Here is a 23,737-nt window from a genome sequence, read left to right as displayed (position 1 = left end):
GCCGGCGAGGGCCTGGTCGTCACCCTGGACGACGCGCCGCGCGACGCCCCCGCCGGGCACGCGCCGCCGGGCCGCGCCGCCGAGGGCGGCCGGGTCTATGATCAGGACCTCCAGGTCCTGGTGAACGGGCTGTGGGCGGCCGGCGCGCGGGCCATCGGCGTCAACGGCCGGCGGCTCGCCCCGACCACCGCGATCCGCGCCGCCGGCGAGGCGATCATGGTCGACTACCGGCCGCTCGCCGGCCCCTACGAGGTGACGGCGCTCGGCGACCCCGGGCGGCTGCGGGAGGCCTTCGCCGGCTCGCCCGCCGACCGGAGGCTCGCCGCGCTGCGGGACCGGTTCGGGATCAGGTACGACACGCGCCGCTCGGACGGGGTGCGGCTGCCCGCCGCGGGCGCGTTCCGGCTGCGGTACGCCGTCCCCCGCGACGAGGGCGGCCGGTGAGCGGGGGAGGGATGGTCCGAAGATGATCGCGCTGATCGGGCTCGTGGTCGGCGTGACGCTGGGCTTCCTGGTCCAGCCGGACGTCCCGCTCTGGCTCCAGCCCTACCTGCCGATCGCGATCGTGGCCGCGCTCGACGCCATGTTCGGCGGCGTCCGGGCCCGGCTGGAGGGGATCTTCGACGAGAAGGTCTTCACGGTCTCCTTCGTCAGCAACACCGTCATCGCCGCGCTGATCGTCTTCCTCGGGGACAAGCTCGGCGTCGGCTCGCAGCTGTCCACCGGCGTCGTGGTCGTCCTCGGCATCCGGATCTTCTCCAACGCGGCGGCCATCCGGCGGAAGCTGTTCGGCGCATGACCGGGGGCGAGGCCACGCGGCGCGACGGGACCGCACCCGAGGACGAGCGAGTCCCCGAGGACGAGCGGGCTCCCGAGGTGGATCAGGCGCCCGAGGACGAGCAGCCGCCCGAGGACGAGCAGCCGCCCGAGGACGAGCAGGCCCCACCCGAGCCCGGGGGGCTGCGCGCCCTCGCCGCCCTGCTGCGCCCGCGCGTCAGCCCGGGCCAGCTCATCGGGGGGCTCCTGTGCCTCCTGCTGGGGTTCGCGGTCGCCGCCCAGGTGGGCTCGACCGAGCGCGACACCACGTTCGCCACCGCGCGGCAGGACGAACTCGTCGGCATCCTGGGGGACCTGGGCCAGCGGTCCGAGCGGCTGAGGGGCGACCTGCGCGACCTGGAGGAGACGAAGGCCCGGCTGGAGCGGGACGCCGAGGGCGGGACCGCCCTGGAGGAGGCGCGCGAGCGGGCGACCACCTACGGCCTGCTCGCCGGCACGCTGCCCGCCGAGGGCCCCGGGATCGAGCTCCGGATCGACGACCCCGGCCGCGGCGTGAAGGCCCTCAACCTCCTGGACGCCATGGAGGAGCTCCGCGACGCCGGCGCCGAGGTCATCCAGGTCGGCGACGTGCGCGTCGGCGTCGACACCCACTTCCTGGACGACCGCGACGGCATCCTCGTGGACGGCCGGCTGCTCACCGCCCCGTACCGGTTCCTGGCCATCGGCGACCCCCACACGATGACCACGGCGCTCACCATCCCCGGCGGCCTCGTCCGCACGCTGGAGGGGGCCGGGGCGCGCGTCCTGATCAGCCGGCGCGCGAAAGTGACCGTCGGCGCGGTACGGTCTCCCTAGAGGGGACGGGGGAGACGGTGGACCGCGCGCCCGCAGGCGCTACTGATCGCGGCCGCCCGCGCGGCGGCATGGACCTGCGATCATCGGCGAATGTAGTTTGGTGCAGCCGGTTCACCGTTCCAGTTGACCCCTCGGGTGATACCCGCGTAAGTTGCGGCGACCGTCGTGTGAGCGGGCGGTGAGTTGGACCGTTGCCGGGGGCGGACCCCCGGCGTGGGTTGGGTGAAGGATGCGCGTGGCGTCGGCGACCCCCGCTAAGGCGGGGAGTCCGCGGGCGGCACGCCGATGGTAGGAGGCCGAGCCGATCGATGCCGAGCGTCTACTGCACGCAGTGCGGTCACGCCAACCCGGATGATGCCCGCTTCTGCTCGAACTGCGGCACTCCGCTGAGGAGTTCGGCGCCGCCGCCTCCCCGGGAGTCGCCGGGCGAGTCCACGTCCACGATCTCCATCGGAGGGTTCGAGGCGCTGGACACCGATGCCGGCGCCGAGGAGCCGGTCGGGCCCGACCAGATGGCGATGGAGGCGCTCCCCCCGGGCACCGCGCTGCTCGTCGTGAAGCGCGGCCCCAACGCCGGCAGCCGCTTCCTGCTCGACAAGGACCGCACCTCCGCCGGGCGGCACCCCGAGAGCGACATCTTCCTGGACGACGTCACCGTGTCCCGCCGCCACGCCGAGTTCGCCCGCCAGGGCGGCGCGTTCTCCGTCCGCGACGTCGGCAGCCTCAACGGCACCTACGTCAACCGGCAGCGGATCGACCAGGCCGGGCTCTCGGGCGGCGACGAGGTCCAGATCGGCAAGTTCCGGCTGGTGTTCCTCACCAACCCGGCCCACGGCTGACGGAACGCGGCGAGGCCAGGCGACGATGGGAGGGCCCTTGAACGCGGAGCCGGCCCGGTCCCCGATGACGATCGGGGACGTCCTCGGGCTGCTCAGGCCCGAGTTCCCCGACATCACCATCTCCAAGATCCGGTTCCTGGAGTCCGAGGGGCTCGTCGAGCCGGAGCGCAGCCCCTCCGGCTACCGCAAGTTCAGCGACGCCGACGTCGAGCGCCTGCGGTACGTCCTCACCGCGCAGCGCGACCACTACATGCCGCTGCGCGTCATCAGGCAGCACCTGGAGGCGCGCGACCGCGGCGAGAGCGTCCCGCCGCTCGGCGCCCGCCGCACCGGCCCGTCCGGTCCGGCCGAGCCGGACCGGCGGCGCCCCCGCACGCTCGTGGCCGCCGACACCACCGCCCCTGACCCGGCCGTCCGGCTCACCCGCCGCCAGCTCCTCGACGGCGCCGGGATCGACGAGGCCCTCCTCGCCCGCCTCGAGGAGTACGGCCTCGTCCGCCGGACCGGCGCGCACTACGAGGGCGAAGCGCTGAACATCGCGCGCGTGGCCGCCGCGCTCGGCGAGTTCGGCTTCGAGGTCCGGCACCTGCGCGCCGTCAAGGCCGCCGCCGACCGGCAGGTCGGCCTGATCGAGCAGATGGTCGCGCCGCAGCTGCGCCGCCGCAGCCGCGGCGCGCACGAGCAGGCCGCCGAGACCGCGCGGGAGATCGCCGCCCTGTCGGTGCGGCTGCACGCCGCGCTGGTCGGCGCGGGGCTGCGCGAGAGCCTCGACCACTGAGCACGCGGCCCGTGGACGATTTTCCCGCCCCCCGTCCGCCGCGAGCTGTCCGAGCCTGGGTGTACGTTGGCTACATGGTTCGGTCAGGAATCGATCCGCTGCACGTGGTGATCGAGACAGCGAGAACCAGCAGGGAGCCGCAGTGAAGCAGATGGAGGTCGTCGGCGTCCGGGTCGAGATGCCCTCCAATCAGCCGATCGTCCTGTTGAAGGAGACGGAGGGCGATCGCTACCTGCCCATCTGGATCGGGGCGGTCGAAGCGACCGCGATCGCCTTCGCCCAGCAGGGGGTGCTGCCCGCCCGGCCCCTCACCCACGACCTGTTCCGCGACGTCCTGGACGCCCTCAGCGTCCAGCTCCGCACGGTCAACATCACCGCGCTCCGCGAAGGGATCTTCTTCGCCGACCTCATCTTCTCCAACGGCGTCGAGGTGAGCGCACGCCCCTCCGACTCCATCGCCCTCGCCCTGCGCACCGGCGCGACGATCTTCGCCAGCGAGGACGTCCTGGAGGAGGCCGGCGTCGCCATCCCCGACGAGCAGGAGGACGAGGTCGAGAAGTTCCGCGAGTTCCTCGACACGATCTCCCCGGAGGACTTCGGCCGCGCCGGATAGCCCCCTCCGCACAGCCCGCCGCCGTCCCGCCCGCGACGCGCCGGTCGAGCGCGTCCCGCGCCGGGCCTGTGGCGAATGTCACTCTGGAGGGGGCGAGTTCATGCCATGGGGCGATTGGTCGCCCATTGGGCCGGACCTGGCGGTTTTTGCGGGGGAACCATCGGGGTATGGACTGCGTGGGTGGCGAAGGTGTGCAGTTTGCCCATGTGAAGCCGGTTCGTCCGGGCATGCGACGCGCCGACGATGAACGTTGACCACACCCTGACCGGCACCTACCGTGCTGGTGGAACACCCGTGGTGTTATTCGTCAAACCCCCTTGACGAACCGCCGCGGGCTGATAGAAGCCGGAGGTCCGCGTGGCGGTGAGCAGCGGCGAGGGCAAGGCGACCCCCGACAGGCGCGTGGCGTCCCGCCGTGCCGGAGAGCAGGGCCTGCTCTTCGACACCCAGGTGTCGGCGCCGCCGGAGGACGTCGGCTACCGCGGCCCGACGGCGTGCGCCGCGGCGGGCATCACCTACCGGCAACTCGACTACTGGGCCCGCACCAAGCTGGTGGAGCCCAGCGTGCGGTCGGCGCAGGGATCCGGCAGCCAGCGGCTGTACAGCTTCCGCGACATCCTCGTCCTGAAGGTCGTCAAGCGGCTCCTGGACACCGGCGTCTCGCTGCAGCAGATCCGCACGGCCGTCACCCATCTGCGCGACCGCGGCGTCCAGGACCTCGCTCAGATCACCCTGATGAGCGACGGCGTGAGCGTGTACGAGTGCACCTCGCCCGACGAGGTCGTCGACCTCCTCCAGGGCGGGCAGGGCGTGTTCGGCATCGCGCTCGGACGGGTGTGGCAGGAGGTGGAGGGCAGCCTGGCGGAACTACCCGGTGAGCGCGCCTCCACCGGCGAGCCCGACCCGGCGGGGCACCCCCACGACGAGCTCGCCGACCGGCGGCGCGCCCGCCGCACCGGCTGACGCCTCAGAGCGCCTCCTTGCGCTGCAGGAACGCGAACGCCCCCCAGCCCGGCAGCACCGGCAGCCACAGCGTCAGCAGCCGGTAGAGCAGCACCGCCGATGTCGCCGTCTCCGCCGTCAGCCCCGAGATCGTCAGCGCCAGGGTGAGGGCGCCCTCGACGGCGCCGAGCCCGCCCGGCGTCGGCGCCGCGGATCCGACCGCGTTCGCGGTCAGGAACACCAGCACCACCGTCGTCCACGGCAGCGACCCGCCGAACGCCCGGACCGAGGCGTCCAGGCACAGGGTGAACGCCAGCGTCAGCAGCAGCGTGCCGCCCATCCCGGTGGCCAGCTTCCGCGGGGACTGCAGGACGTCCACCAGGCGCGGCACCACGCCCGAGAACATGGCCCTCAGCCGCGAGGCGACCACCCGCCGCACCCGCGGCACGGTCAGCGCCAGCCCGGCGAGCAGCCCCAGCCCCAGCACCGCGAACATGATCGTCCGGGAGGGGGCGAGGTCCTGCGTCGCCTTCGCCGTCGAGCCGGTCAGGAACCCGAACAGCACCAGCAGCAGGATGTGGATGACCATGCCGACGAGCTGGGACGCGCCCACGCTCGCGACGGCGAGGGCCGGCCGGACGCCCGTGCGCTGCAGGTAGCGGGTGTTGACCGCGACGCCGCCCACGGCCGCGGGCGCGACCAGCTTCACGAACGACGCTGCCAGCTGCACCAGGACCGTCCGCCACAGCGGCAGGCGCTCCGGGACGAACCCCATCAGCATGAACGCGGCGGCCACGTAGGTGAGCGCCGCCGCCCCGAGCGCCGCCGCCACCCAGTGCCAGCTCGCCGTGGCCGCCAGGCGGCCGATGTCCAGGCTCGTCACCTGCGGGATGACGATGTAGGCCGCGATCGACAGTGCCACGATGCTGACGATGGTCCGGGGCCGGAAGCGCTCCAGGTTGGCGGGGGCCGCCTCGGTCTCCGGCTTCAGCCGGACGATCTGCTCGCGGATGCGGGTGAGCAGGTCCTTGTGGTGCCGGAGGGCCGTGCGCGTCGCCCGGGACAGCGCCACCCGCTGCAGCAGCGGCACCGCCCCGCCGAGGGCCTCCTCGCCCAGCACGGACGCCGCCGTCCGGACCGCCCGCTCCGGCCCCGCCCGCAGCGCCAGGGTCGTGAGCAGCTGGGCGAGGTCGAGGCGCAGCGCCAGGTCGCCCGCCGCCGTCTCCCCGGACCGCAGGTCGGTCAGGTAGGCGCGGCCGTCGTCGCCGACCAGGACCGCCCCGCCCTCCAGCCGCCGGTGCGCGATCCGCCCCGCCTGCAGCGCCCGGAACTGCCGCCACACGTCCGTCAGCAGCGCGTCGGTGACCTCGTCGTCGGGGACGTCCCCGAGCCGCCGCCCCGGCACGTGCTCGTAGGCCAGCAGCGCCGCCTCGGTGCCGACCTCGCAGGTGCCGGCGAGCCGCGGCGTCCGGGCGCCCGCCGCGTCCAGCGCGTACGCCGTCAGCGACTCCAGCTCGAGGGAGCGGCGGAGCGAGCGCAGCGTCCGCCCGGTCGTGTCGCCACGCAGGCGCAGCAGCCGCCAGACGCGGTAGAGCAGCCCGGCGGTCTGCTGGTCGCGGTCGAGGACGCGGACCTCCACGTCCCACTCGCCGTGCGGCCCGCGCCGCGCCGGGAGCCGGGCGCCGGTCCCGCCCCGCGGGCGGTCGGCGAGGACGACGCCGTACCGGCGCGTCTGGTCGGTGCCCTCCCCGGAGCCGTCCAGCCGCGCCGCCCGCTCGGGCCGCAGGCCGAGCCGTTCGAGCGCGGCCACCACGGTCCTGCCGGACGGGCGCGGGTTCGGCGTCCCGACCGCGTAGAGGGTGCCGTGGCCGATGGCGCGGCCCAGCAGGTAGGTGGCCGCCAGCGCGGCCACGGAGGCGTACGACGCGGTCAGCCCGGTCAGCGCCGCCAGCCCGATCATGGTCCAGGTGGCGGCCTGCCAGCGGGCGCGGCCCGCCATCCCGACCGCGCTGACGAACGCGATGACCGGCGCGATGTCGGTGTGCACCGGCGCGGTCTCGGTGCCGCCCCAGATCAGCGAGTCGAGCACGCCCCCCGGCGCGGCCCGCACCACCAGGTCGTCCAGGCCCACCGTGACGCCGAACGCGATCATCGCGGCGAGCAGCGCGATCGCGACCCGCGTCCCGTCCTTGTGGAACAGCCGCTCGATCCCGAACGCGATCGGCACGGCGAGCACCCCGAAGCTGGACACCAGCGTCGCCAGCGTCAGCAGCGGCCGGGGCGCGTGCGCGGTGCCCTGCGCGATGTCGGTCTGGAGGCCGTGCGTCGTCTGCTGCGCGATCGACACCAGCAGCATGACCGCCGCCAGCCCCACGACGGACGCCGCGAACCGGAAGGCGTCGGACGGGCGGCGGATCCGGTCGGGCTGGGCGGGCTCCTCGACGGGGACGCCGGCGGACGCCCCCGGCGCCGGGCGCACCGCGCCGTCGTGGGTCTGTGTCACGCCGTACCGCCGCTCCGGCCATCCGTCATCGTGGCCAGCGTCCCAGACCCGGCGGCGCGCCGTCGAGTCGGCGGAGCGCCGCCGGGACGCGCGTCCATCCCGCAGCCTCATCTCCCCGCCCCCGTGCGGCCCGAGCCCCTCCCGTCCCAGGTGGGTGAGCACATGGTACTCGCCGGTAGACCCCGGGCGCCGGAAGGGCGCGGCCCTTGCGGCGGGCCGGAACCACCCGGTGGACGCGCCTTTGGGTAGGGTTCGTCCTAGGACATGCCGTCGACCCTGTGCGGGAGAGACCCCACGCCGCCAGCGTGGGGCGCCGAAGGGGCAACCTCCCCGGAACCTCTCAGGCAAAAGGACCGCGCGGACGAGGCACCTCTGGAAAGCAGGCGTCGATCCCCGCGCGCGGGGAAGGGCGGCTCACCGAAGGGGAAACCCCGCCGCGCGGGTGAAGCTCTCAGGTGCCGATGACAGAGGGGGAGACCGGCCCGCCGGCCCGCGCCGGCGGCGCACCTGAGCGACCGCAGCAGCCAGGAGGCCTTCCATGACCGCCCAGTTCTTCGCCCCCGTGGCCGCGCCGCAGCACCCGCGGTCGGCGTTCGCCGACCGGCACGTGGGCCCGTCCCCGAGCGACCAGGCGAGGATGCTGGCCGCCATCGGCTACTCCGGCGCCGAGGCGCTGATCGACGACGCGGTCCCCGCCGCCATCCGCACCTCCCGGCCGCTGGACCTGCCGCCCGCGCTGAGCGAGACCGCCGCGCTGGACCGGCTCCGCGAGCTGGCGTCCCGCAACACCGTCCTGACGTCCATGATCGGGCTCGGCTACCACGGGACCACCACGCCCGGCGTGATCATGCGGAACGTGCTGGAGAACCCCGGCTGGTACACCGCCTACACGCCCTACCAGCCGGAGATCTCCCAGGGCCGCCTCGAGGCCCTGCTGAACTTCCAGACGGTGGTGGGCGACCTGACCGGACTGCCCGTCGCGAACGCCTCCATGCTGGACGAGGGCACCGCCGCCGCCGAGGCCATGGCCCTCGCGCACCGCGTGTCCAGGCGCAAGGAGCCCGGGACGTTCCTCGTCGACGCCGACACCCTCCCGCAGACCATCGAGGTCGTCCGGACCCGCGCGGTGCCGCTCGGCATCGAGGTGGTCGTCGCCGACCTGTCCGGCGGGCTCCCGGACGGCGACTTCTTCGGCGTGCTGCTGCAGTACCCGGGCGCCTCCGGCGCCGTCCGCGACCTGGAGCCCGTCATCGCGCAGGCCCACGAGCGCGGCGCCAAGGCCGTCGTCGCCGCCGACCTGCTCGCGCTGACGCTGCTGCGCCCGCCCGGCGAGTCCGGCGCCGACATCGCGGTGGGCTCCGCGCAGCGGTTCGGCGTCCCCTACGGGTTCGGCGGCCCGCACGCCGGCTACATGGCGGTCGGCGAGGGCATCCAGCGCCAGCTCCCCGGGCGGCTCGTCGGCGTGTCCGTCGACGCGGACGGCGCCACCGCCTACCGGCTGGCGCTCCAGACCCGCGAGCAGCACATCCGCCGCGAGAAGGCCACCAGCAACATCTGCACCGCCCAGGTCCTGCTCGCGGTGATGGCGAGCATGTACGCGGTCTACCACGGGCCCGAGGGCCTGGCCGCGATCGCGCAGCGCACGCACCGCCGGGCCGCCGAGATCGCCGCGGGCCTGCGCGCCGGCGGCGTCGAGGTGGTGCACGGCTCGTTCTTCGACACCGTCCTCGCCCGCGTGCCCGGCCGGGCCGCCGAGGTCGTCGCGGCCGCCCGCGAGCGCGGGATCAACCTGCGCCCGGACGGGCCCGACCGGGTCGCGGTCGCCTGCGACGAGACGACGCTGCCCGCGCACGTCGCGGCCGTGCTGGAGGCGTTCGGCGCCCCGGCGGCCGGCGAGGCCCCCGAGGCGTTCCCGGACGCGCTGCGCCGCGAGAGCCCTTACCTGACCCACCCGGTCTTCCACGCGCACCGCTCCGAGACGGCGATGCTGCGCTACCTGCGCAGGCTCCAGGACAAGGACATCGCGCTCGACCGGTCCATGATCCCGCTCGGCTCCTGCACGATGAAGCTGAACGCCACCGCCGAGATGGAGCCGATCACCTGGCCCCAGTTCGCGGACATCCACCCGTTCGCGCCGATCGACCAGGCCGCCGGCTACGTCGAGCTGATCGGCGAGCTGGAGGACCGCCTCGCCGAGATCACCGGGTACGCGAAGGTCTCCGTCCAGCCGAACGCCGGCTCCCAGGGCGAACTGGCCGGGCTGCTCGCCATCCGCGGCTACCACGCCTCCCGCGGCGAGGAGCACCGCGACGTCTGCCTGATCCCCTCCTCGGCGCACGGCACCAACGCCGCGAGCGCCGTCATGGCCGGGATGCGGGTCGTCGTCGTCAAGTGCGACGAGGGCGGCAACGTCGACCTCGACGACCTGCGGGCCAAGCTCGCCGAGCACGGCGACCGGCTCGCCGCGATCATGGTGACCTACCCGTCCACGCACGGCGTCTTCGAGGAGACGATCACCGAGGTGTGCGCGGCCGTGCACGAGGCCGGCGGCCAGGTCTACGTCGACGGCGCCAACCTCAACGCGCTCGTCGGCCTGGCCCGCCCCGGCGAGTTCGGCTCGGACGTCTCCCACCTCAACCTGCACAAGACGTTCTGCATCCCGCACGGCGGCGGCGGCCCCGGCGTCGGCCCGGTCGGCGTCCGCGAGCACCTGGCCCCGTTCCTGCCCAACCACCCGCTGCGCGAGGAGGCCGGCCCCGGCACCGGCGTCGGCCCGATCTCCGCGGCCCCGTGGGGCTCGGCCGGCATCCTGCCGATCTCCTGGGCCTACATCGCGATGATGGGCCCGGACGGGCTGCGCGCCGCCACCGAGGGCGCGATCATCGGCGCCAACTACCTCGCCGCCCGCCTCGCCCCGCACTACCCGATCCTCTACACCGGCCGGAACGGCCTCGTCGCGCACGAGTGCATCGCCGACCTCCGCAAGATCACCAAGGAGACGGGGATCACCGCCGAGGACGTCGCAAAGCGACTCATCGACTACGGCTTCCACGCCCCGACCCTGTCGTTCCCCGTCGCCGGCACCCTGATGATCGAGCCCACCGAGTCCGAGGACCTCGCCGAACTCGACCGGTTCTGCGACGCCATGATCGAGATCCGCCGGGAGATCCAGCGCGTGGCCGACGGCGGCTACGACGCCGAGGACAACCCCCTCAGGAACGCCCCGCACACCGCCGCCTGCCTCGTCTCCGACGACTGGAAGCACGCCTACACGCGCGAGGAGGCCGCCTACCCCCTCCCGTCCCTGCGGGAGAACAAGTACTGGCCCCCCGTCCGCCGCATCGACCAGGCCTACGGCGACCGCAACCTCGTCTGCTCCTGCCCGCCCCCCGAAGCGTTCGAAGATTGAGCAGTGTTTATTTGTGGGCTTTGGGCTGAGGCGCCTGGGGCGCCTCAGCCCAAAGCCCACGTGCGATCGCTGGCATCGCTTCGTCTCGCCTTGCGGCTCGCTGCGCGATCAGGTTCTTGCTTCGCTCGAACCTGCCTTCGGACGCGATCGCGGTAGCTCGGGTCGCCGAAGGCTGGGGTGGTGGCTGGGCGCCGTTCGCGTCCGCTCCTGATACTTGAGCGCGTTCGGCGGTGACCGCGAAGGCTTGGAGCGCTTACGGTCGAGGGCCGTTCGCGCGGTGCCGGGGCCGGCTGGGCGGATCGGGCGTTCACGGAGGCCTGGAGTTGATGGCTCGGCGGCATGCGCCAGGGGCGGGGACGGGTTCGGGGACGGATTTGTGATCATGGCGGGATTTCGGGGTGTCGGGGCGGGACGGGGGTGGGGGCCTGTCGCTACGCTTCTGCTGATCCCGACCCCCAGAGGGCAGAAGAGCGATGAGCGAGTCCCTGGACGCCGTGTCCGACGACGCGGCGCGACTGTGCGAGGAGGCCCGCGGCCTCGCCGAGAACGGTGAGGCGGAGCGGGCCGCGCTGCTGTTCGAGAGGGTGCTCGCGCTGGGCCACACCCCCTTCCGGGCGCAGGCGGCGCTGGGGCTGGCGGTCGTCCTGGACGACGCCGGGCATGTGGAGCGCGCCAGGGAGGCCGACCGGGCGGCGATCGCCACGGCCGACCCCGAGTACGGGCCGCGCGCCGCCTACCACCTGGCCCTCACCCACGAGCGGGCCGGCGAGCACGAGTTGGCGGCGCCCGCCTGGCGGGTCGTTGTCGACTTCGGCAACCCCGCCTACCTGCCGCCCGCCCACCTGGCCCTCGCCCGCATCGCCGACGACGCCGGCGACTTCGACACCGCCCGCGGCCACTGGGAGGCGGTGATCGCGACCGGGGACGCCGAGTACGGGCCGCCCGCCGCGCACGACCTCGCGCAGCGGCTGCTGGAGCGCGACGAGCCCGCGCGGGCGCAGCGGGTCCTGACCGCCGGGCTCAGGCTGATCGACCGGGGTACCGCCCCCTACGCCCACTCCCGGCTCGCCGTCGCGCTCGGCATCTCCTACCTCGACCAGGCGATCGGCGCGTTCGGCGCGGCGCTGGGGGAGGAGCCGCCCGACCCGGAGGTCGGGCCGCTGGCCACCGAGCTGCTGGCGCGGACGCTGCCGCTGCGGGGGCGGGGCGCCGAGGCCGGCGAGGTGTGGCGGCGCGGGCTCACCGACCCCGGCACCGCGGGCCAGGTGCGGGCGCGGCTGCGCCGCGACTTCGGCGACGCCGAGGACGACGGCGACCCCGGCGACCTGTGGTGGGAGCCGGTCGTCGAGCAGGCCGTGTCGGACGGGACGCTCCCGGCCCTGGCCGGGGAGGCGTTCGGGGCCCTCGACCACATGTACGCGCTGCTCGCCGCCCGGTACGCCGAGCGCCGGGCGGGCGAGTCCAACGAGACCCTGGGCAGGGCGGTGCGGGTGCCGAGCGGCTACCCGTGGGGCCCGCTGCTGCACGAGAGCTTCGCGGAGCGGTTCCGGCTGGCGATGGGCACGCCCGTCCCGGACTGGACCGAGGGCTAGCTACTCGGCGATGGCGCGCTCGGCGATCACCTTGGTGATGCGGGCGCGGACGAGGTACTCGGTGGGCACCGCGTTGCGCCGGCCGAACTCCTCGGCCCGGTCGGCGCCCATGTAGCGGCCGCCGATGGCGGTCGCCCAGCGGAGCACCTCGTCCAGGTCCTCGACCAGCGTCGCCTCGGCCTGGAGCAGGACGTACGAGTAGGGCGCGGCCTGGTCGTCGACGCAGATGGACACGCGCGGGTCGCGGGCGAGGACGCGTCCCTTGACGCTGTGGCGGCCGGTGTTGAACAGCACGTCGTCCCCGTCGAGGACGAACCAGACCGGGGTGACGTGCGGCGTCCCGTCCTTGCGGGTCACGCCGGCCTTGCCGGTGCGGGTGCCCTCCATGACGAACGCGCGCCACTCGCTCTCGGTCATCCTCTGCATGGGGCCAGTCTGCCGCACGGGCCGGCCGGCGCGGCCGCTACCTTGAGTCACATGAAGGTCGCGACGGCGCACGGGCCCGCCGAGGTGGTGCTCGACGAGGTGGACGACCCCGCGTTCCTGCTGGTGCTGACGCACGGGTCGAACGGGGGAGTGGAGGCGGCCGACCTGCTGGCGGTGCGGGCGGAGGCGCTCGCGCTCGGCGGCGCCGTCGCGCGGGTGACGCAGCCGTTCCGGCTCGCCGGGCGGCGGGCGCCCGGCCCGGCGGCCAAGCAGGACGAGGCGTGGCTGGAGGTCGTCGCGGTCCTGCGGGAGAGGTTCGGGGACGTCCCGCTGGTGCAGGGCGGCCGCAGCAACGGCGCGCGGGTGGCGTGCCGGACGGCGGCGGCGGCCGGGGCGGCGGGCGTGGTGGCGCTGGCGTTCCCGCTGCACCCGCCGGGCAGGCCCGAGAAGACCCGGGTGGACGAGCTGCGGTCGGCGGGGGTGGAGGTCCTCGTCGTCAACGGCGACCGCGACCCGTTCGGCGTCCCCGATCCGGCGGACGCGGCCGAGGTCGCGGTGCTGGCGGGGGAGCGGCACGACCTGAACAAGGACCCCGCGGCGGTCGGCCGGGCGGTGGAGCCGTGGCTGAGAAGGTGGGCGGCCCGTCCGGTGCGGACGGGCCGGGAGTAGGGTCGCTCCGGGCCCGGTGCGGGCCCAGAGGCCGGTGGTGGGCGGGCGTGCCCCCGAGGATGATCACCCGTTTGAACTAGTCCCCCGTGGAGACCCGCTCAAGCGGCGGACGTGGCCTGCGCGTCCGTCGGCCGGTGCGGCGCGATGACTCCCCCGTCGGGCAGCAGCTCACCGGTGTCCTCGAACAGCACGACCCCGTTGCACAGCAGGCTCCACCCCTGTTCGGGGTGCGAGGCCAGCGTGCGGGCGGCGTCGCGGTCGGGTGCGTCGTGGGAGGGACAAGGCGGCTGGTGCGGGCACATGGCGTGCCTCCGGTCTCAACTACTGGTCGGTCGTGGTGCTTTCCTTTTCTGACGCACCCCAGTGTGGAGTGGTTCGCCCCCACCGGCCATAGCCCGTTGGGACGGTTGTCCATTGGTACCGGAGTACCGGACGGGTGTGATCCCTCCCACTCCGGGGTGCCACGCAGTAGGGTCCCCCCGGCGCGGTAACGGACGGAGAACGACACGCCGCCGGAGCCTGAAACCCCTACGATGTTCGGCGGGGGACGGGCTCTGCGGGGTTGGGGGAGTGAGGCCGGTGCGGGTCGCGCTGTCCGTCGCGTGCTTCGACGACGTGCTGTTCCCCGGCACCGCGAAGGCCGTGACCGCGCTGCTGGAGCGGCTCGGCCACGAGGTGGCGTTCCCGCCGGGGCAGGGCTGCTGCGGCCAGATCCACTGGACGGCCGGCTACCACCGCGAGGCCGCCGCGCTCGCCCGCTCCCACGCCGCCGCGTTCGAGGGCTGCGAGGTCGTGGTGGCGCCGTCCGCGTCGTGCGCCGCGACCGTCCGCGACGACTACCCGAAGATCGCCCGGGGGGCCCGCGACCCCGGCCTGGCCCGCGCCGCCGAGGGCCTCGCCGTCTACGAGCTGACGGAGTTCCTCATCGACGTCCTGGGGGTCACCGACGTCGGCGCGTACTTCCCGCACCGGGTCGCCTACCACCCGTCCTGCCGGTCCCTGCGCACCCTCGGCGTCGGCGACCGGCCGGTGCGGCTGCTGCGCGCGGTGCGCGGCCTTGACCTGGTCGACCTGCCGTCCGCCGGCGAGTGCTGCGGGTTCGGCGGCGCGTTCGCGATGAAGAACGCGGACGTGTCGGTCGCGATGGTGGCCGACAAGGTCAGGCACATCCGCGGCACCGGCGCCGACGTGGTCTGCGCCGTCGACGACTCGTGCCTGGCCCACATCGGCGGCGCGCTTTCGCGGCTGCGCGGCGGCGTCCGGACGATGCACCTGGCCGAGATCCTCGCCGAGACGGGGCCGGCATGACGGCCTCACCGCCGGGGGCGGCGCCCTCCCCGGGGAGGAGCGGGCCCGCCCGGCCGCCGAGGCCGAAGTTCGCCGCCGCCGCGCGGCCGGAACTGGCCGACACCCGGCTGCGCCGCAACCTGCGCGGCGCGGCGGCCGCGCTGCGGGAGCGGGAGGCCGCCGCGGCGGCCGAGGCAGCCGACTGGGAGGACCTCCGCGAGGCCGGCCGCGCGATCGGGGACGGCGCCCTCCTCGACCTCGACGCCCATCTGGAGGAGCTGGAGCGGGCCGTCACCGAGGCGGGCGGCACCGTGCACTGGGCGGCGGACGCCGCGGAGGCCCGCCGCGTCGTCACCGGCCTGGTCCGCGCGGCGGGCGCGAAGGAGGTCGTCAAGGCCGCGTCCGCGACGACGCGGGAGATCGGCCTGAACGACGCGCTGTCCCGCGCGGGCGTCACCGTCCGCGAGACCGCCGTCGCCGAGATGGTCCTGCAGCTCGGCGAGGACGCGCCGTCCCACCTGCTGTCCCCGGCCGCGCACCGCGACCGCGCGGAGATCGCGGAGCTGTTCCGCCGCGCGGTGCCCGCCGCCGGGCCCGGCCTCGCCGACGACCCCGCCGCGCTGGCCGCCGCCGCCCGCGCCCACCTGCGCGACCGGTTCCTGCGCGCCCGCGTCGCGGTCACCGGCGCGAACTTCCTGGTCGCCGAGACCGGCACCGTCGTCCTGGTGGAGTCGGAGGGCAACGCGCGGATGTGCCTGACGCTCCCCGAGACGCTGATCAGTGTCGCCGGTATCGACAAGGTCGTCCCGACATGGGATGACATGGAGGTGTTCCTCCAGCTGCTTCCGCGCTCGTCGACCGGCGACCGGATGACCCCGTACGTCTCGTCGTGGACGGGCGTGACGGCGGGCGACGGGCCGCGCGAGTTCCATCTCGTCCTGCTCGACAACGGCCGCACCCGCGCCCTCGCCGACGAGGTCGGCCGTGCCGCCCTGCGCTGCATCCGCTGCTCGGCCTGCCAGAACGTCTGCCCCGTCTACGAGCGGACGGGCGGGCGCCCCTACGGGCCGGTCCACCCCGGCCCGATCGGCGCGGTCCTCACCCCGCTGATGCGGGGCGTGGAGAGCGCCGCCGACGCCTCGCTGCCCTACGCGTCCACGCTGTGCGGCGCCTGCGCCGACGTCTGCCCCGTGAAGATCGACATCCCGGACGTGCTGGTGCACCTGCGCGGCAGGGTGGTCGAGTCGCGGCGGCGGCGCCCCGTCCCGACCCCCGAGATGGCGCTGATGCGCGGCCTCGCCTGGACGATGGGCGACCCGCGCCGGCACGAGGCGGCGGTGCGGCGCGGCGTCCGGTGGGCCCGGCTGCTGTCGCGCGGCGGGCGGATCCGCCGCCTGCCCGGCCTGCTCGGCAAGTGGACGGAGGCCCGCGACCTGCCCGCGCCGCCGGCCGAGAGCTTCCGCGGCTGGTGGGACAGGACGCGGGCATGAGCTCGCGCGAGGAGGTGCTGCGGCGGGTCCGCGAGGCGCTCGGCGGGGCCCGCGGCACGGGCCCGCCGGTGCCGCGCGGCTACGCCCGGCACCTGCCCGCGGCGGACGCCGAGACCAGGGCCGACGTCCTCGCGCTGTTCACCGAGCGGGTCGCCGACAACCGCGCGGCGGTGCGGCACGTCGGCGCGGACGAGGCGGGCACGGCGGTGGCGGCCGCGCTGTGGGGGCGGGAGGCCAAGCAGATCGTCGTCCCGGCCGACCTGCCGTTCGGGTGGCTCGCGGAACTGGACGGCGTGCGGGCGCTGCCCGACACCCCGGCGGTCGACCTCGCCACCCTCGCCGCGGTCGACGGCGTCGTCACCGGCTGCGCGGTGGCGGTCGCGCAGACGGGCACGGTCGTCCTGGACGGCGGCCGGGCGCAGGGCAGGCGGGCGCTCACCCTCGTCCCCGGCTACCACCTGTGCGTGGTGCACGCCGACCAGATCGTCGGGACGGTCCCGGAGGCGGTCGCGCGGCTCGACCCGGCGCATCCCCTGACGTGGATCAGCGGGCCGTCGGCCACCGACGCCATCGGGACGGCGCGGGTCGAGGGCGCGCACGGCCCCCGGCACCTGGAGATCATCCTCGTCGAGGACTGACCGCGCCTAGCGCACGCCCCTGAGGACGACGTCGAGGCCGGCGCGGAACCGGGCGCCCCAGTCGACGTCGCCGTCGCCGGCGGCGGTCCGCGCGGCGGCGCCGTCCTCGGCGGTGCCGCGCACCTCCAGCGCCGCGTGCCCGATCACGTAGCCGAGCAGGGTGTGCGCGGCGACGGCCGCGGCGTCCTCGGCGACGCCGCCGCGGCGCAGTACCTCCCGCAGGGACGCGAGGGTGGCGGTGAGCGCGGCCGGGTTGCGCCGGGTGACGACCAGCGGGAGGACGCCCGCGTGCGCCAGCAGGCGGTCCCGGTAGTCGCCCGCCCACGCCCGCAGGACGTCCTGCCAGCGCCCGGACGCCGACGTGTCGGCCGGTGCCGCCGCGACGTGCGCGACGAGGCCGTCCAGGAGCTGCTCCTTGCCGCGGGGGAGGTGGTGGTAGATCGCCATCGCCTCCACCTCCAGGGCGTCGCCGAGCCGGCGCATCGTGAGGCGGCCGAGCCCCTGGCCGTCCACGATCCGCAGAGCGGCCTCGGTGATCCGCTCGGTGGTCAGCGGGGCGCGGTTCTGGGCGTTGATGCTGGGTTGCCGGACCATGGAGCGACCTTACTACGTAAAGGGCCGCGGCCGGGTGTCCGCCGCCGCAACACGCCGGGACGCCGCGTACGCTTACCCTCGATCGAACACTGCACGACCGTCGAGGGAGTACCACCATGCCGCTGGGCCGCCGGGTGAGCAAGGACGTCGCGGAGCCGTACGAGGCCGACCAGCGGCTGGCCGGCGAGTACGAGGACCGGCTCGCGGCGGCCGGCGAGGCGGAGCGGGCGCTGCGGGAGGCGCAGGCGTCCGGCGCCGCCGAGCCGGAGCTGCGCGAGCTGACGATCGCCTTCGACGAGGCGATGACGGCCGTGCTCGCCGCCGCCGAGGCCTCCGAGCGGGTCGCGATGGGCCCGAAGGTGTACTCCACGGAGGCGCAGGACGCCAAGACGCGCCGCGCCGCCGAGATCGCCTACCGCAAGGCCAAGGCGCGCCCGGCGGTGCGCCCGTGGACGGAGGAGGTGGACCGGCTGCGCACGGCCCGCGAGGCGCACCGGCTGAGCTTCAGGACGCGGCCCGCCGCCCGCCTGTGAGCCGCGGCGGACGTGTGGCGACACAGCGTCACCGGGTGGCACGGGCCACCGAACTCTGAGAGTCTGCCCTCTCTGGGGAACGCCAGGGGGCGCCTCGCGCCGCACGCCGCGCCGGCGTGACGGCCGCGGGCACCTCCCGGCGGGAGGGCACTCGGTGCTCTGGACGTTGGGGGATGTCACGTGGAGCGCACGCCGCCGGACCGGTGCCGCGTACTCGAGTCCTACCAGGACGGGGTGGAGGCGATCCGCGCGCTCGCCGACGCCGTCGGGGACTGGGACGTGCCGACGCCCTGCGCCGACTGGCAGCTGGTCGACCTGGCCGGGCACCTGCGGTGCGTCGCGGAGAACTGCCTGGAGTACCTCCAGGACGCGCCCGACAGCCGGCTGGCGAAGCTGTTCGCGCAGGACGCGGCGACGGCGGTGCTGATCAGGCAGCAGGCGCGGCAGAACGCCGCCGAGCTGGCGGTGCTGCCGCCCGAGCCCGGCCCGGAGCGGATCCTGGCGTTCGGGGTGTCGGCGGGGGCGTACGCCGACCTGATGCCCGACATGTGGGACCGGACGCATCTGATCTACCGGGGCACCAAGTACACGGTGGGCGACCACGCGGGCGCGGCGTGCGTGGAGTGGCACCTGCACGCCTGGGACATGGCCCGCGCGATCGGGGCCGACTACCGCCCGCGCGATCCGGACCTGCTGGTGTCGGCCTGGCACTGGGGCGTCCCGCACCTGCCGCTGGAGCGGGGGGACCCGTGGAGGGCGGTGCTGCGCTCCTCCGGCCGGTCGCCCGGCTGGCCCGGCCGGCGGTGACCCGCGGCTGACGTGGGTTCACATGCGGATATTTCCAGTGTGCGCTTGATGTAGCACGGTGGGTACAGGAAGCGCCAGGGCCTGTAATCCGGCCTTCCTAGCTTCTGGGTGTTCGCAGCGTCCCGGCCTTGCGCCCGGGACCTCTACGACACCCGGAGGAGACGTCCATGACCTTGCTCACCGACGAGACCGCGCGCCCGCGGGGAGCCGCCGGGCGGCGCGGCCGGTGGATCGACCACTGGGAGCCCGACGACGACCTGTTCTGGGCCGGGACCGGGCGCAGGGTCGCGGCCCGCAACCTCGCGTTCTCGATCCTCACCGAGCACCTGGGCTTCTGCGTGTGGCTGCTGTGGAGCATCGCCGTGCTGCACCTGGCCGACAACGGCACCGTGCTGTCGGTGGGGCAGGTGCTGTGGCTGACCACTCTGCCCAACCTTGTGGGGGCGGGGCTCCGCATCCCCTACACCTTCGCGCCGGCGCGGTTCGGGGGCCGCAACTGGACGATCGCCAGCGCGCTGCTGCTGCTCATCCCGTGCGCGCTCTTCGTCTACGCGATCGAGAACCCGGGCCTGCCGTTCTGGGCGCTGCTGCTCGTCGCCGCGGCCACCGGCCTCGGGGGCGGCAACTTCGCCTCCTCGATGTCGAACATCACGCACTTCTACCCGACCGACAAGCAGGGCCTGCCGCTCGGCCTGAACGCCGCCGGCGGGAACGTCGGAGTCAGCGTGACGCAATTGACCATGCCGCCGCTGATCGCGGCCTTCGGCCTGGTCGCGCTCGGCTGGGTGTGGATGCCCCTGGCGCTGGTCGCCGCCGCCTGCGCGTACCTGTTCATGAACAACCTGTCCGGGGTGAGCCAGCCCTACACGCTGCGGGAGATGGGGCGGATCTCCAGGCGGCCGCACACGATCGTGATGTCGGTGCTGTACATCGGGACGTTCGGCTCCTTCATCGGCTACTCCTTCTCGTTCGGCGTTCTGATCAAGACGCAGTTCGCCGGCGTGCAGGCGTCCCACTACATCTGGCTCGGCGCGCTGGTCGGCTCGGCCGCGCGGCCGCTCGGCGGGTTGCTGGCCGACCGGCTCGGCGGCACCGTGGTCACGTTCTGGAACTTCCTCGGGATGAGTTTCGGCGTGGTGGCGATCTGGGCGGCGGTGACCACCAAGTCATGGCCGCTGTTCCTCGGCGCGTTCCTGTGGGTGTTCGCCACCACCGGCGTGGGCAACGGCTCGACGTTCAAGATGATCCCGGCGATCTTCAAGACGCGCATGACGGCGGGGCTCGGCTCCGCGGAGGAGGAGGCGGCGCGGCGGGCGGTCCTGACCGCGCGGCGGGAGGCGTCCGCGGCGATCGGCCTCATCTCCGCGGTCGGTGCGTTCGGCGGCGTCCTCATCCAGCAGACGTTCCGGATCTCGCTGGAGCGCACGGACGGGATCGGGGCCGCCCTGATCGGGCTGGCCGCCTTCTACGGGGTCTGCGTCGTGCTGACCTGGGCCGGATACATGCGGAAGGTGACCGTGGGGGGAGTGCGCAAGAGTCTCGCCGAAGCCGGCGTCTGAGGGCGTGGGGCCGCCCGGCCCCGGTGGTGCGGCCACCGGGGCCGGGCGGTGTCGTCCCGTGGACGGGTAGCTCGTGCGGCTTCGGGTAGGACGCGGATCGCGACGCGGCGGGGGAGACGGAGACGCGACCATGGGAACCTGCGAGGTCTGCGGGAACGAGTACGCGATGGCGTTCGAGGTGCACGCGCAGGGCGAGGTGCACACGTTCGACTCGTTCGAGTGCGCCGTCACGAAGATGGCGCCGATCTGCGAGCACTGCGAGTGCCGCATCATGGGGCACGGCGTGGACGTGGGCGGGCACTTCTACTGCGGCGCCCACTGCGCGCGCGCCGCCGAGGGAGAACGCGCCCGCACCATTCAGGACGCGGTGTCGGTGTAGACCGGCCCGGACGCGGCGCCGGCGTGGACGTCCGGCGCCGGTGGTCCTGTCCGGCCGTCGTGGCGCCCGGTCTCAGGCGCGGGCGGCGCCGAACGGCTGCTCGCGGCCGTCCTCCAGGTAGACGGCGCTGCCCGCGGCCATGGCCCGCAGGCTGGGCTCCATCCGGCGCGCCACGTGCGGCGGCGCGAGCTCGGGGACCTTCTCCGGCGCCACGAGGATGTGGTCGGACAGCTCCTCGGGCGGCAGCCGGATCGCCGCGATCTCCGCTCCGGTGATCGTGCCGCCGAAGACGAAGACGTTGACCGCGTCGACGCCGTCGTCGCGCGGCGAGCCCCAGTCGACGCAGGCCAGGCCGTGCAGGAGGGGGACGAGGCCGAGCTCCTCCTCGCACTCGCGCACGCACGCCGACAGCGGGGACTCGTCGGCCTCGATCACGCCGCCGGGCAGGAACCAGCCCTCGCTGTAGGTGGGCTTGACCAGCAGCACCCGCCCCAGGTCGTCCAGCAGCAGGGCCGCCGCGGCGCCGCGGGCCCGCGGCAGGGAGGCGTAGTAAGCAAGGTCGGGCATGCTCCGAGGTTAAACGTGATCAACGCGGACCGATTCAGGTCGTAACGGACAGGCGGCCGCATCCGTCCGCGAGATCGCCGGACCACCGCAGATCCGTTCGACAACGGGTCAAAATGCAACGAATAGGCCATGACAGGGATCGACAACGCTTGACACGCGTTCGTCAAGAGGCGTCGCGGCCCGGCCGGTCCGCTTCCTGACCTCGGGGGACGCGCGGCGTGAAAGCCATTTAACGCCGGGGTCACACCCGGGACTCGGCGGCGAAACCGGGTGCGCGGAGCCTCGGCGCATGATCGGGACCTCTACGCACTGCCCGTACTGCGCCCTGCAGTGCGGCATGACCCTGCACGACGGCGGCCGGGGGAGCCTGCGGGTGGAGCCGCGCCAGGACGTGCCGGCCAACGGCGGCGGGCTGTGCCAGAAGGGCTGGACGGCGGCGGAGCTGCTCACCGTCCCGGACCGGCTGACCTCGCCGATGATGCGCCGCGGCCGGGGCGAGCCGCTCGAGCCGTGCGGCTGGGACGAGGCCCTCGACCGGGTCACCGCCGGGGTGGAACGGCTGCGGCGGCTGCACGGGCCGGACGCCGTCGCGGTGTTCGGCGGCGGCGGGCTGACCAACGAGAAGGCGTATCAGCTCGGCAAGTTCGCCCGGATCGCACTCGGCACGTCCCAGATCGACTACAACGGGCGGTTCTGCATGTCGTCGGCCGCCGCGGCGTCCGGGCGGGCGTTCGGGATGGACCGCGGCCTGCCCGGCCCGGTCACCGACCTCGCGGCCTCCGGCGCGGTCCTGCTGGCGGGCGGCAACGTCGCCGAGACGATGCCGCCGTTCATGCGGCACCTGGCGCGGATGCGCGACGGCGGCGGCGCCCTCGTCGTCGTCGACCCGCGCCGCACCGCCACCGCCCGCCAGGCCGACCTGCACCTGCAGCCGGCGCCGGGGACCGACATCGCCCTCGCCAACGGCCTGCTGCACCTGGCGCTCGCCGAGGGCCTGGCCGACGAGGAGTACATCGCCGCCCGCACCACCGGGTTCGAGGCGGTCCGCACCGTCGCCAACGCCTACTGGCCCGACCGGGCCGAGCGCATCACCGGCGTGCCCGTGCCGCTGATGCGCGAGGCCGTCCGGCTGCTGGCCCGCGCCTCCCGCGCCCACGTCCTCACGGCGCGCGGATCCGAGCAGCACGCCCGCGGCACCGACACGGTGAGCGCGTACATCAACCTGGCCCTGGCGCTCGGGCTGCCGGGCCGCGAGGGCTCGGGATACGGGTGCCTGACCGGCCAGGGCAACGGGCAGGGCGGTCGCGAGCACGGCCAGAAGGCCGACCAGCTGCCCGGCTACCGCAGGATCGACGACCCGGCCGCCCGCGCGCACGTCGCCGAGGTCTGGGGCGTCGACCCCGAGGACCTGCCGGGTCCGGGGAGGTCGGCCTACGAACTGCTGTCGGCGCTCGGCACCGCCGAGGGTCCGAAGGCGCTGCTGCTGTTCGGGTCCAACCCGGTCGTCTCGGCGCCCCGCGCCGCGGACGTGGAGGAGCGGCTCCGCGCGCTCGACCTGCTGGTGGTGGCCGACTTCGTGCCCTCGGAGACCGCGCGGCTCGCCGACGTCGTCCTGCCGACCGCGCAGTGGGCCGAGGAGTCGGGGACGATGACGAACCTGGAGGGCCGGGTGCTGCGGCGCCGCCGCGCCGTCCCTCCGCCGGACGGCGTCCGCACCGACCTGGAGATCCTCGCCGCGCTCGCCGGGCGGCTCGGCGCGCCGGGGGAGTGGAGCACCGACCCGGAGGCGGTGTTCGGGGAGCTGCGCCGCGCGGGCGCGGGCGGCGCGGCCGACTACTCCGGCATCACCTACGAGCGGATCGAGGCCGAGGGCGGGGTGTTCTGGCCGTGCCCGTCGCCGGACCACCCCGGCACGCCGAGGCCCTACCTGGACCGCTTCCCCACCCCGGACGGGCGGGCCCGGTTCGTCGCCGTCGAGCACCGCGGCGCCGCCGAGGACGTCGACGGCGACTACCCCGTCTACCTGACCACCGGGCGCGTCCTCGCCCAGTACCAGTCGGGGGCGCAGACCAGGCGCGTCCGGCCGCTGGCCGAGGCGGCGCCGGGCCCGTTCGTCGAGCTGCACCCCGACCTGGCCGAGCGCCTCGGCATCGAGGACGGCGCCGGCGTGCGGGTGGAGAGCCGCCGCGGCGCGGCGACCGTGACCGCGCGGGTGACCGGCGCCATCCGCCCCGACACCGTCTTCATCCCGTTCCACTGGGCGGGGGAGGGGCGCGCGAACCTGCTCACCAACCCCGCGCTCGACCCGGTCTCGCGGATGCCGGAGTTCAAGGTCTGCGCCGTGCGCCTCCGGCCCCTGCCCGCCGAGGAGGGCGCCGCCCTCGGCGCCTCGCGGTGAGCCCCTTTTAACACGGCGGTGACAAAGGAGACCCAACCGCGAAACCGCCTCTTCCGAGTATCGGACCATCGGACAGTTCCCC

The 23,737-nt window shown here is 74.7% G+C and carries 23 protein-coding genes and 1 riboswitch; of the genes, 18 read left to right on the top strand and 5 right to left on the bottom strand.

Features of this window, described 5'->3' with window-relative positions; translation table 11 throughout:
• The 7 genes from ABWI07_RS39850 to ABWI07_RS39820 form a co-directional block, all read left to right on the top strand.
• Window positions 1–444 (top strand): DUF881 domain-containing protein (locus ABWI07_RS39850; RefSeq protein WP_353821689.1); only part of this gene is annotated, 444 nt, incomplete at its 5' end.
• A 22-nt stretch (window positions 445–466) separates the two neighbouring features.
• Window positions 467–799 carry a small basic family protein gene (locus tag ABWI07_RS39845; RefSeq protein WP_149258545.1) on the top strand — a complete coding sequence of 111 codons (333 nt, stop codon included), beginning with the start codon at window positions 467–469 and terminating at the stop codon, window positions 797–799.
• Entirely contained in the window at window positions 796–1,632 is an 837-nt protein-coding gene (locus ABWI07_RS39840) for a DUF881 domain-containing protein (RefSeq protein WP_353821688.1), read from the top strand. Before ABWI07_RS39845 ends, ABWI07_RS39840 begins: the two co-directional genes overlap by 4 nt.
• Window positions 1,633–1,940: 308 nt before the next feature.
• Window positions 1,941–2,471 (top strand): FHA domain-containing protein, encoded by a 531-nt coding sequence (locus tag ABWI07_RS39835; protein WP_141575695.1) that lies wholly within the window; start codon window positions 1,941–1,943, stop codon window positions 2,469–2,471.
• Window positions 2,472–2,508: 37 nt separating this feature from the next.
• Window positions 2,509–3,249 carry a transcriptional regulator FtsR gene (gene ftsR / locus ABWI07_RS39830; RefSeq protein ID WP_200841775.1) on the top strand — a complete coding sequence of 247 codons (741 nt, stop codon included), beginning with the start codon at window positions 2,509–2,511 and terminating at the stop codon, window positions 3,247–3,249.
• 142 nt (window positions 3,250–3,391) lie between these two features.
• Window positions 3,392–3,862 carry a bifunctional nuclease family protein gene (locus ABWI07_RS39825; protein WP_067468341.1) on the top strand — a complete coding sequence of 157 codons (471 nt, stop codon included), beginning with the start codon at window positions 3,392–3,394 and terminating at the stop codon, window positions 3,860–3,862.
• 357 nt (window positions 3,863–4,219) lie between these two features.
• Entirely contained in the window at window positions 4,220–4,825 is a 606-nt protein-coding gene (locus ABWI07_RS39820; RefSeq protein WP_353821687.1) for a MerR family transcriptional regulator, read from the top strand.
• A gap of 4 nt (window positions 4,826–4,829) precedes the next feature.
• Here the strand turns inward: ABWI07_RS39820 and ABWI07_RS39815 are convergent, their stop codons facing one another.
• Window positions 4,830–7,307 (bottom strand): lysylphosphatidylglycerol synthase transmembrane domain-containing protein, encoded by a 2,478-nt coding sequence (locus ABWI07_RS39815; RefSeq protein WP_235036681.1) that lies wholly within the window; start codon window positions 7,305–7,307, stop codon window positions 4,830–4,832.
• A 271-nt stretch (window positions 7,308–7,578) separates the two neighbouring features.
• Window positions 7,579–7,673, top strand: a riboswitch (glycine riboswitch).
• A 172-nt stretch (window positions 7,674–7,845) separates the two neighbouring features.
• Here ABWI07_RS39815 and gcvP point away from each other — a divergent pair.
• Window positions 7,846–10,716, top strand: coding sequence for an aminomethyl-transferring glycine dehydrogenase (gene gcvP / locus ABWI07_RS39810; RefSeq protein ID WP_353821686.1), 2,871 nt, complete (start codon window positions 7,846–7,848; stop codon window positions 10,714–10,716).
• A gap of 473 nt (window positions 10,717–11,189) precedes the next feature.
• Entirely contained in the window at window positions 11,190–12,308 is a 1,119-nt protein-coding gene (locus tag ABWI07_RS39805; protein WP_353821685.1) for a tetratricopeptide repeat protein, read from the top strand.
• Here the strand turns inward: ABWI07_RS39805 and ABWI07_RS39800 are convergent, their stop codons facing one another.
• The gene (locus tag ABWI07_RS39800) at window positions 12,309–12,734 is read right to left on the bottom strand and encodes a PPOX class F420-dependent oxidoreductase (protein WP_353821684.1); all 426 of its coding nucleotides are present in this window, start codon (window positions 12,732–12,734) and stop codon (window positions 12,309–12,311) included.
• A 51-nt stretch (window positions 12,735–12,785) separates the two neighbouring features.
• On the opposite strand from ABWI07_RS39800, the gene ABWI07_RS39795 reads away from it, so the two are divergent.
• Complete coding sequence (locus ABWI07_RS39795; protein WP_149258537.1) at window positions 12,786–13,403, top strand: alpha/beta hydrolase family protein; 618 nt, start codon at window positions 12,786–12,788, stop codon at window positions 13,401–13,403.
• 98 nt (window positions 13,404–13,501) lie between these two features.
• Here ABWI07_RS39795 and ABWI07_RS39790 read toward each other — a convergent pair whose 3' ends face one another.
• The gene (locus ABWI07_RS39790; RefSeq protein ID WP_141575683.1) at window positions 13,502–13,705 is read right to left on the bottom strand and encodes a DUF5999 family protein; all 204 of its coding nucleotides are present in this window, start codon (window positions 13,703–13,705) and stop codon (window positions 13,502–13,504) included.
• Between the two features lie 277 nt (window positions 13,706–13,982).
• Here ABWI07_RS39790 and ABWI07_RS39785 point away from each other — a divergent pair, with 277 nt between their 5' ends.
• From ABWI07_RS39785 to ABWI07_RS39775, 3 genes are read left to right on the top strand one after another with little or no spacing between them, the layout of a single operon-like run.
• On the top strand, window positions 13,983–14,711 hold the full coding sequence (locus ABWI07_RS39785; protein ID WP_353821683.1) for a (Fe-S)-binding protein: 729 nt from the start codon (window positions 13,983–13,985) through the stop codon (window positions 14,709–14,711).
• Window positions 14,708–16,180 (top strand): lactate utilization protein B, encoded by a 1,473-nt coding sequence (locus tag ABWI07_RS39780; RefSeq protein ID WP_353821682.1) that lies wholly within the window; start codon window positions 14,708–14,710, stop codon window positions 16,178–16,180. Before ABWI07_RS39785 ends, ABWI07_RS39780 begins: the two co-directional genes overlap by 4 nt.
• A complete protein-coding gene (locus ABWI07_RS39775) occupies window positions 16,177–16,818 on the top strand; it encodes a LutC/YkgG family protein (protein WP_353821681.1) in 642 nt (213 codons plus the stop codon). Before ABWI07_RS39780 ends, ABWI07_RS39775 begins: the two co-directional genes overlap by 4 nt.
• A gap of 6 nt (window positions 16,819–16,824) precedes the next feature.
• Here the strand turns inward: ABWI07_RS39775 and ABWI07_RS39770 are convergent, their stop codons facing one another.
• On the bottom strand, window positions 16,825–17,412 hold the full coding sequence (locus tag ABWI07_RS39770; RefSeq protein ID WP_353821680.1) for a TetR/AcrR family transcriptional regulator C-terminal domain-containing protein: 588 nt from the start codon (window positions 17,410–17,412) through the stop codon (window positions 16,825–16,827).
• Between the two features lie 116 nt (window positions 17,413–17,528).
• Between ABWI07_RS39770 and ABWI07_RS39765 the strand changes: the two genes are divergently transcribed.
• From ABWI07_RS39765 to ABWI07_RS39750, 4 genes are all read left to right on the top strand, one after another.
• Entirely contained in the window at window positions 17,529–17,945 is a 417-nt protein-coding gene (locus ABWI07_RS39765; RefSeq protein ID WP_149258532.1) for a plectin, read from the top strand.
• A gap of 180 nt (window positions 17,946–18,125) precedes the next feature.
• Window positions 18,126–18,752, top strand: coding sequence for a maleylpyruvate isomerase N-terminal domain-containing protein (locus ABWI07_RS39760; protein WP_353821679.1), 627 nt, complete (start codon window positions 18,126–18,128; stop codon window positions 18,750–18,752).
• Window positions 18,753–18,919: 167 nt separating this feature from the next.
• Entirely contained in the window at window positions 18,920–20,311 is a 1,392-nt protein-coding gene (locus ABWI07_RS39755) for an MFS transporter (RefSeq protein WP_353821678.1), read from the top strand.
• A 130-nt stretch (window positions 20,312–20,441) separates the two neighbouring features.
• On the top strand, window positions 20,442–20,690 hold the full coding sequence (locus tag ABWI07_RS39750; protein WP_149258529.1) for a metallothionein: 249 nt from the start codon (window positions 20,442–20,444) through the stop codon (window positions 20,688–20,690).
• A gap of 72 nt (window positions 20,691–20,762) precedes the next feature.
• Here ABWI07_RS39750 and ABWI07_RS39745 read toward each other — a convergent pair whose 3' ends face one another.
• Window positions 20,763–21,257, bottom strand: a complete 495-nt coding sequence (locus tag ABWI07_RS39745) for an NUDIX domain-containing protein (RefSeq protein ID WP_149258528.1) — start codon at window positions 21,255–21,257, stop codon at window positions 20,763–20,765.
• A gap of 289 nt (window positions 21,258–21,546) precedes the next feature.
• Between ABWI07_RS39745 and ABWI07_RS39740 the strand changes: the two genes are divergently transcribed.
• Window positions 21,547–23,655: a molybdopterin oxidoreductase family protein gene (locus ABWI07_RS39740; RefSeq protein ID WP_353821677.1), complete on the top strand. Its 2,109-nt coding sequence runs from the start codon at window positions 21,547–21,549 to the stop codon at window positions 23,653–23,655.
• Window positions 23,656–23,737: the final 82 nt, after the last annotated feature.

It is taken from the genome of Actinomadura sp. NPDC000600 (assembly GCF_040492135.1).
Classification (GTDB): Bacteria; Actinomycetota; Actinomycetes; order Streptosporangiales; family Streptosporangiaceae; genus Spirillospora.
The sequence above is the reverse complement of the archived record's forward strand: the minus strand, read 5'-3'. Positions and strand labels throughout refer to the sequence as shown.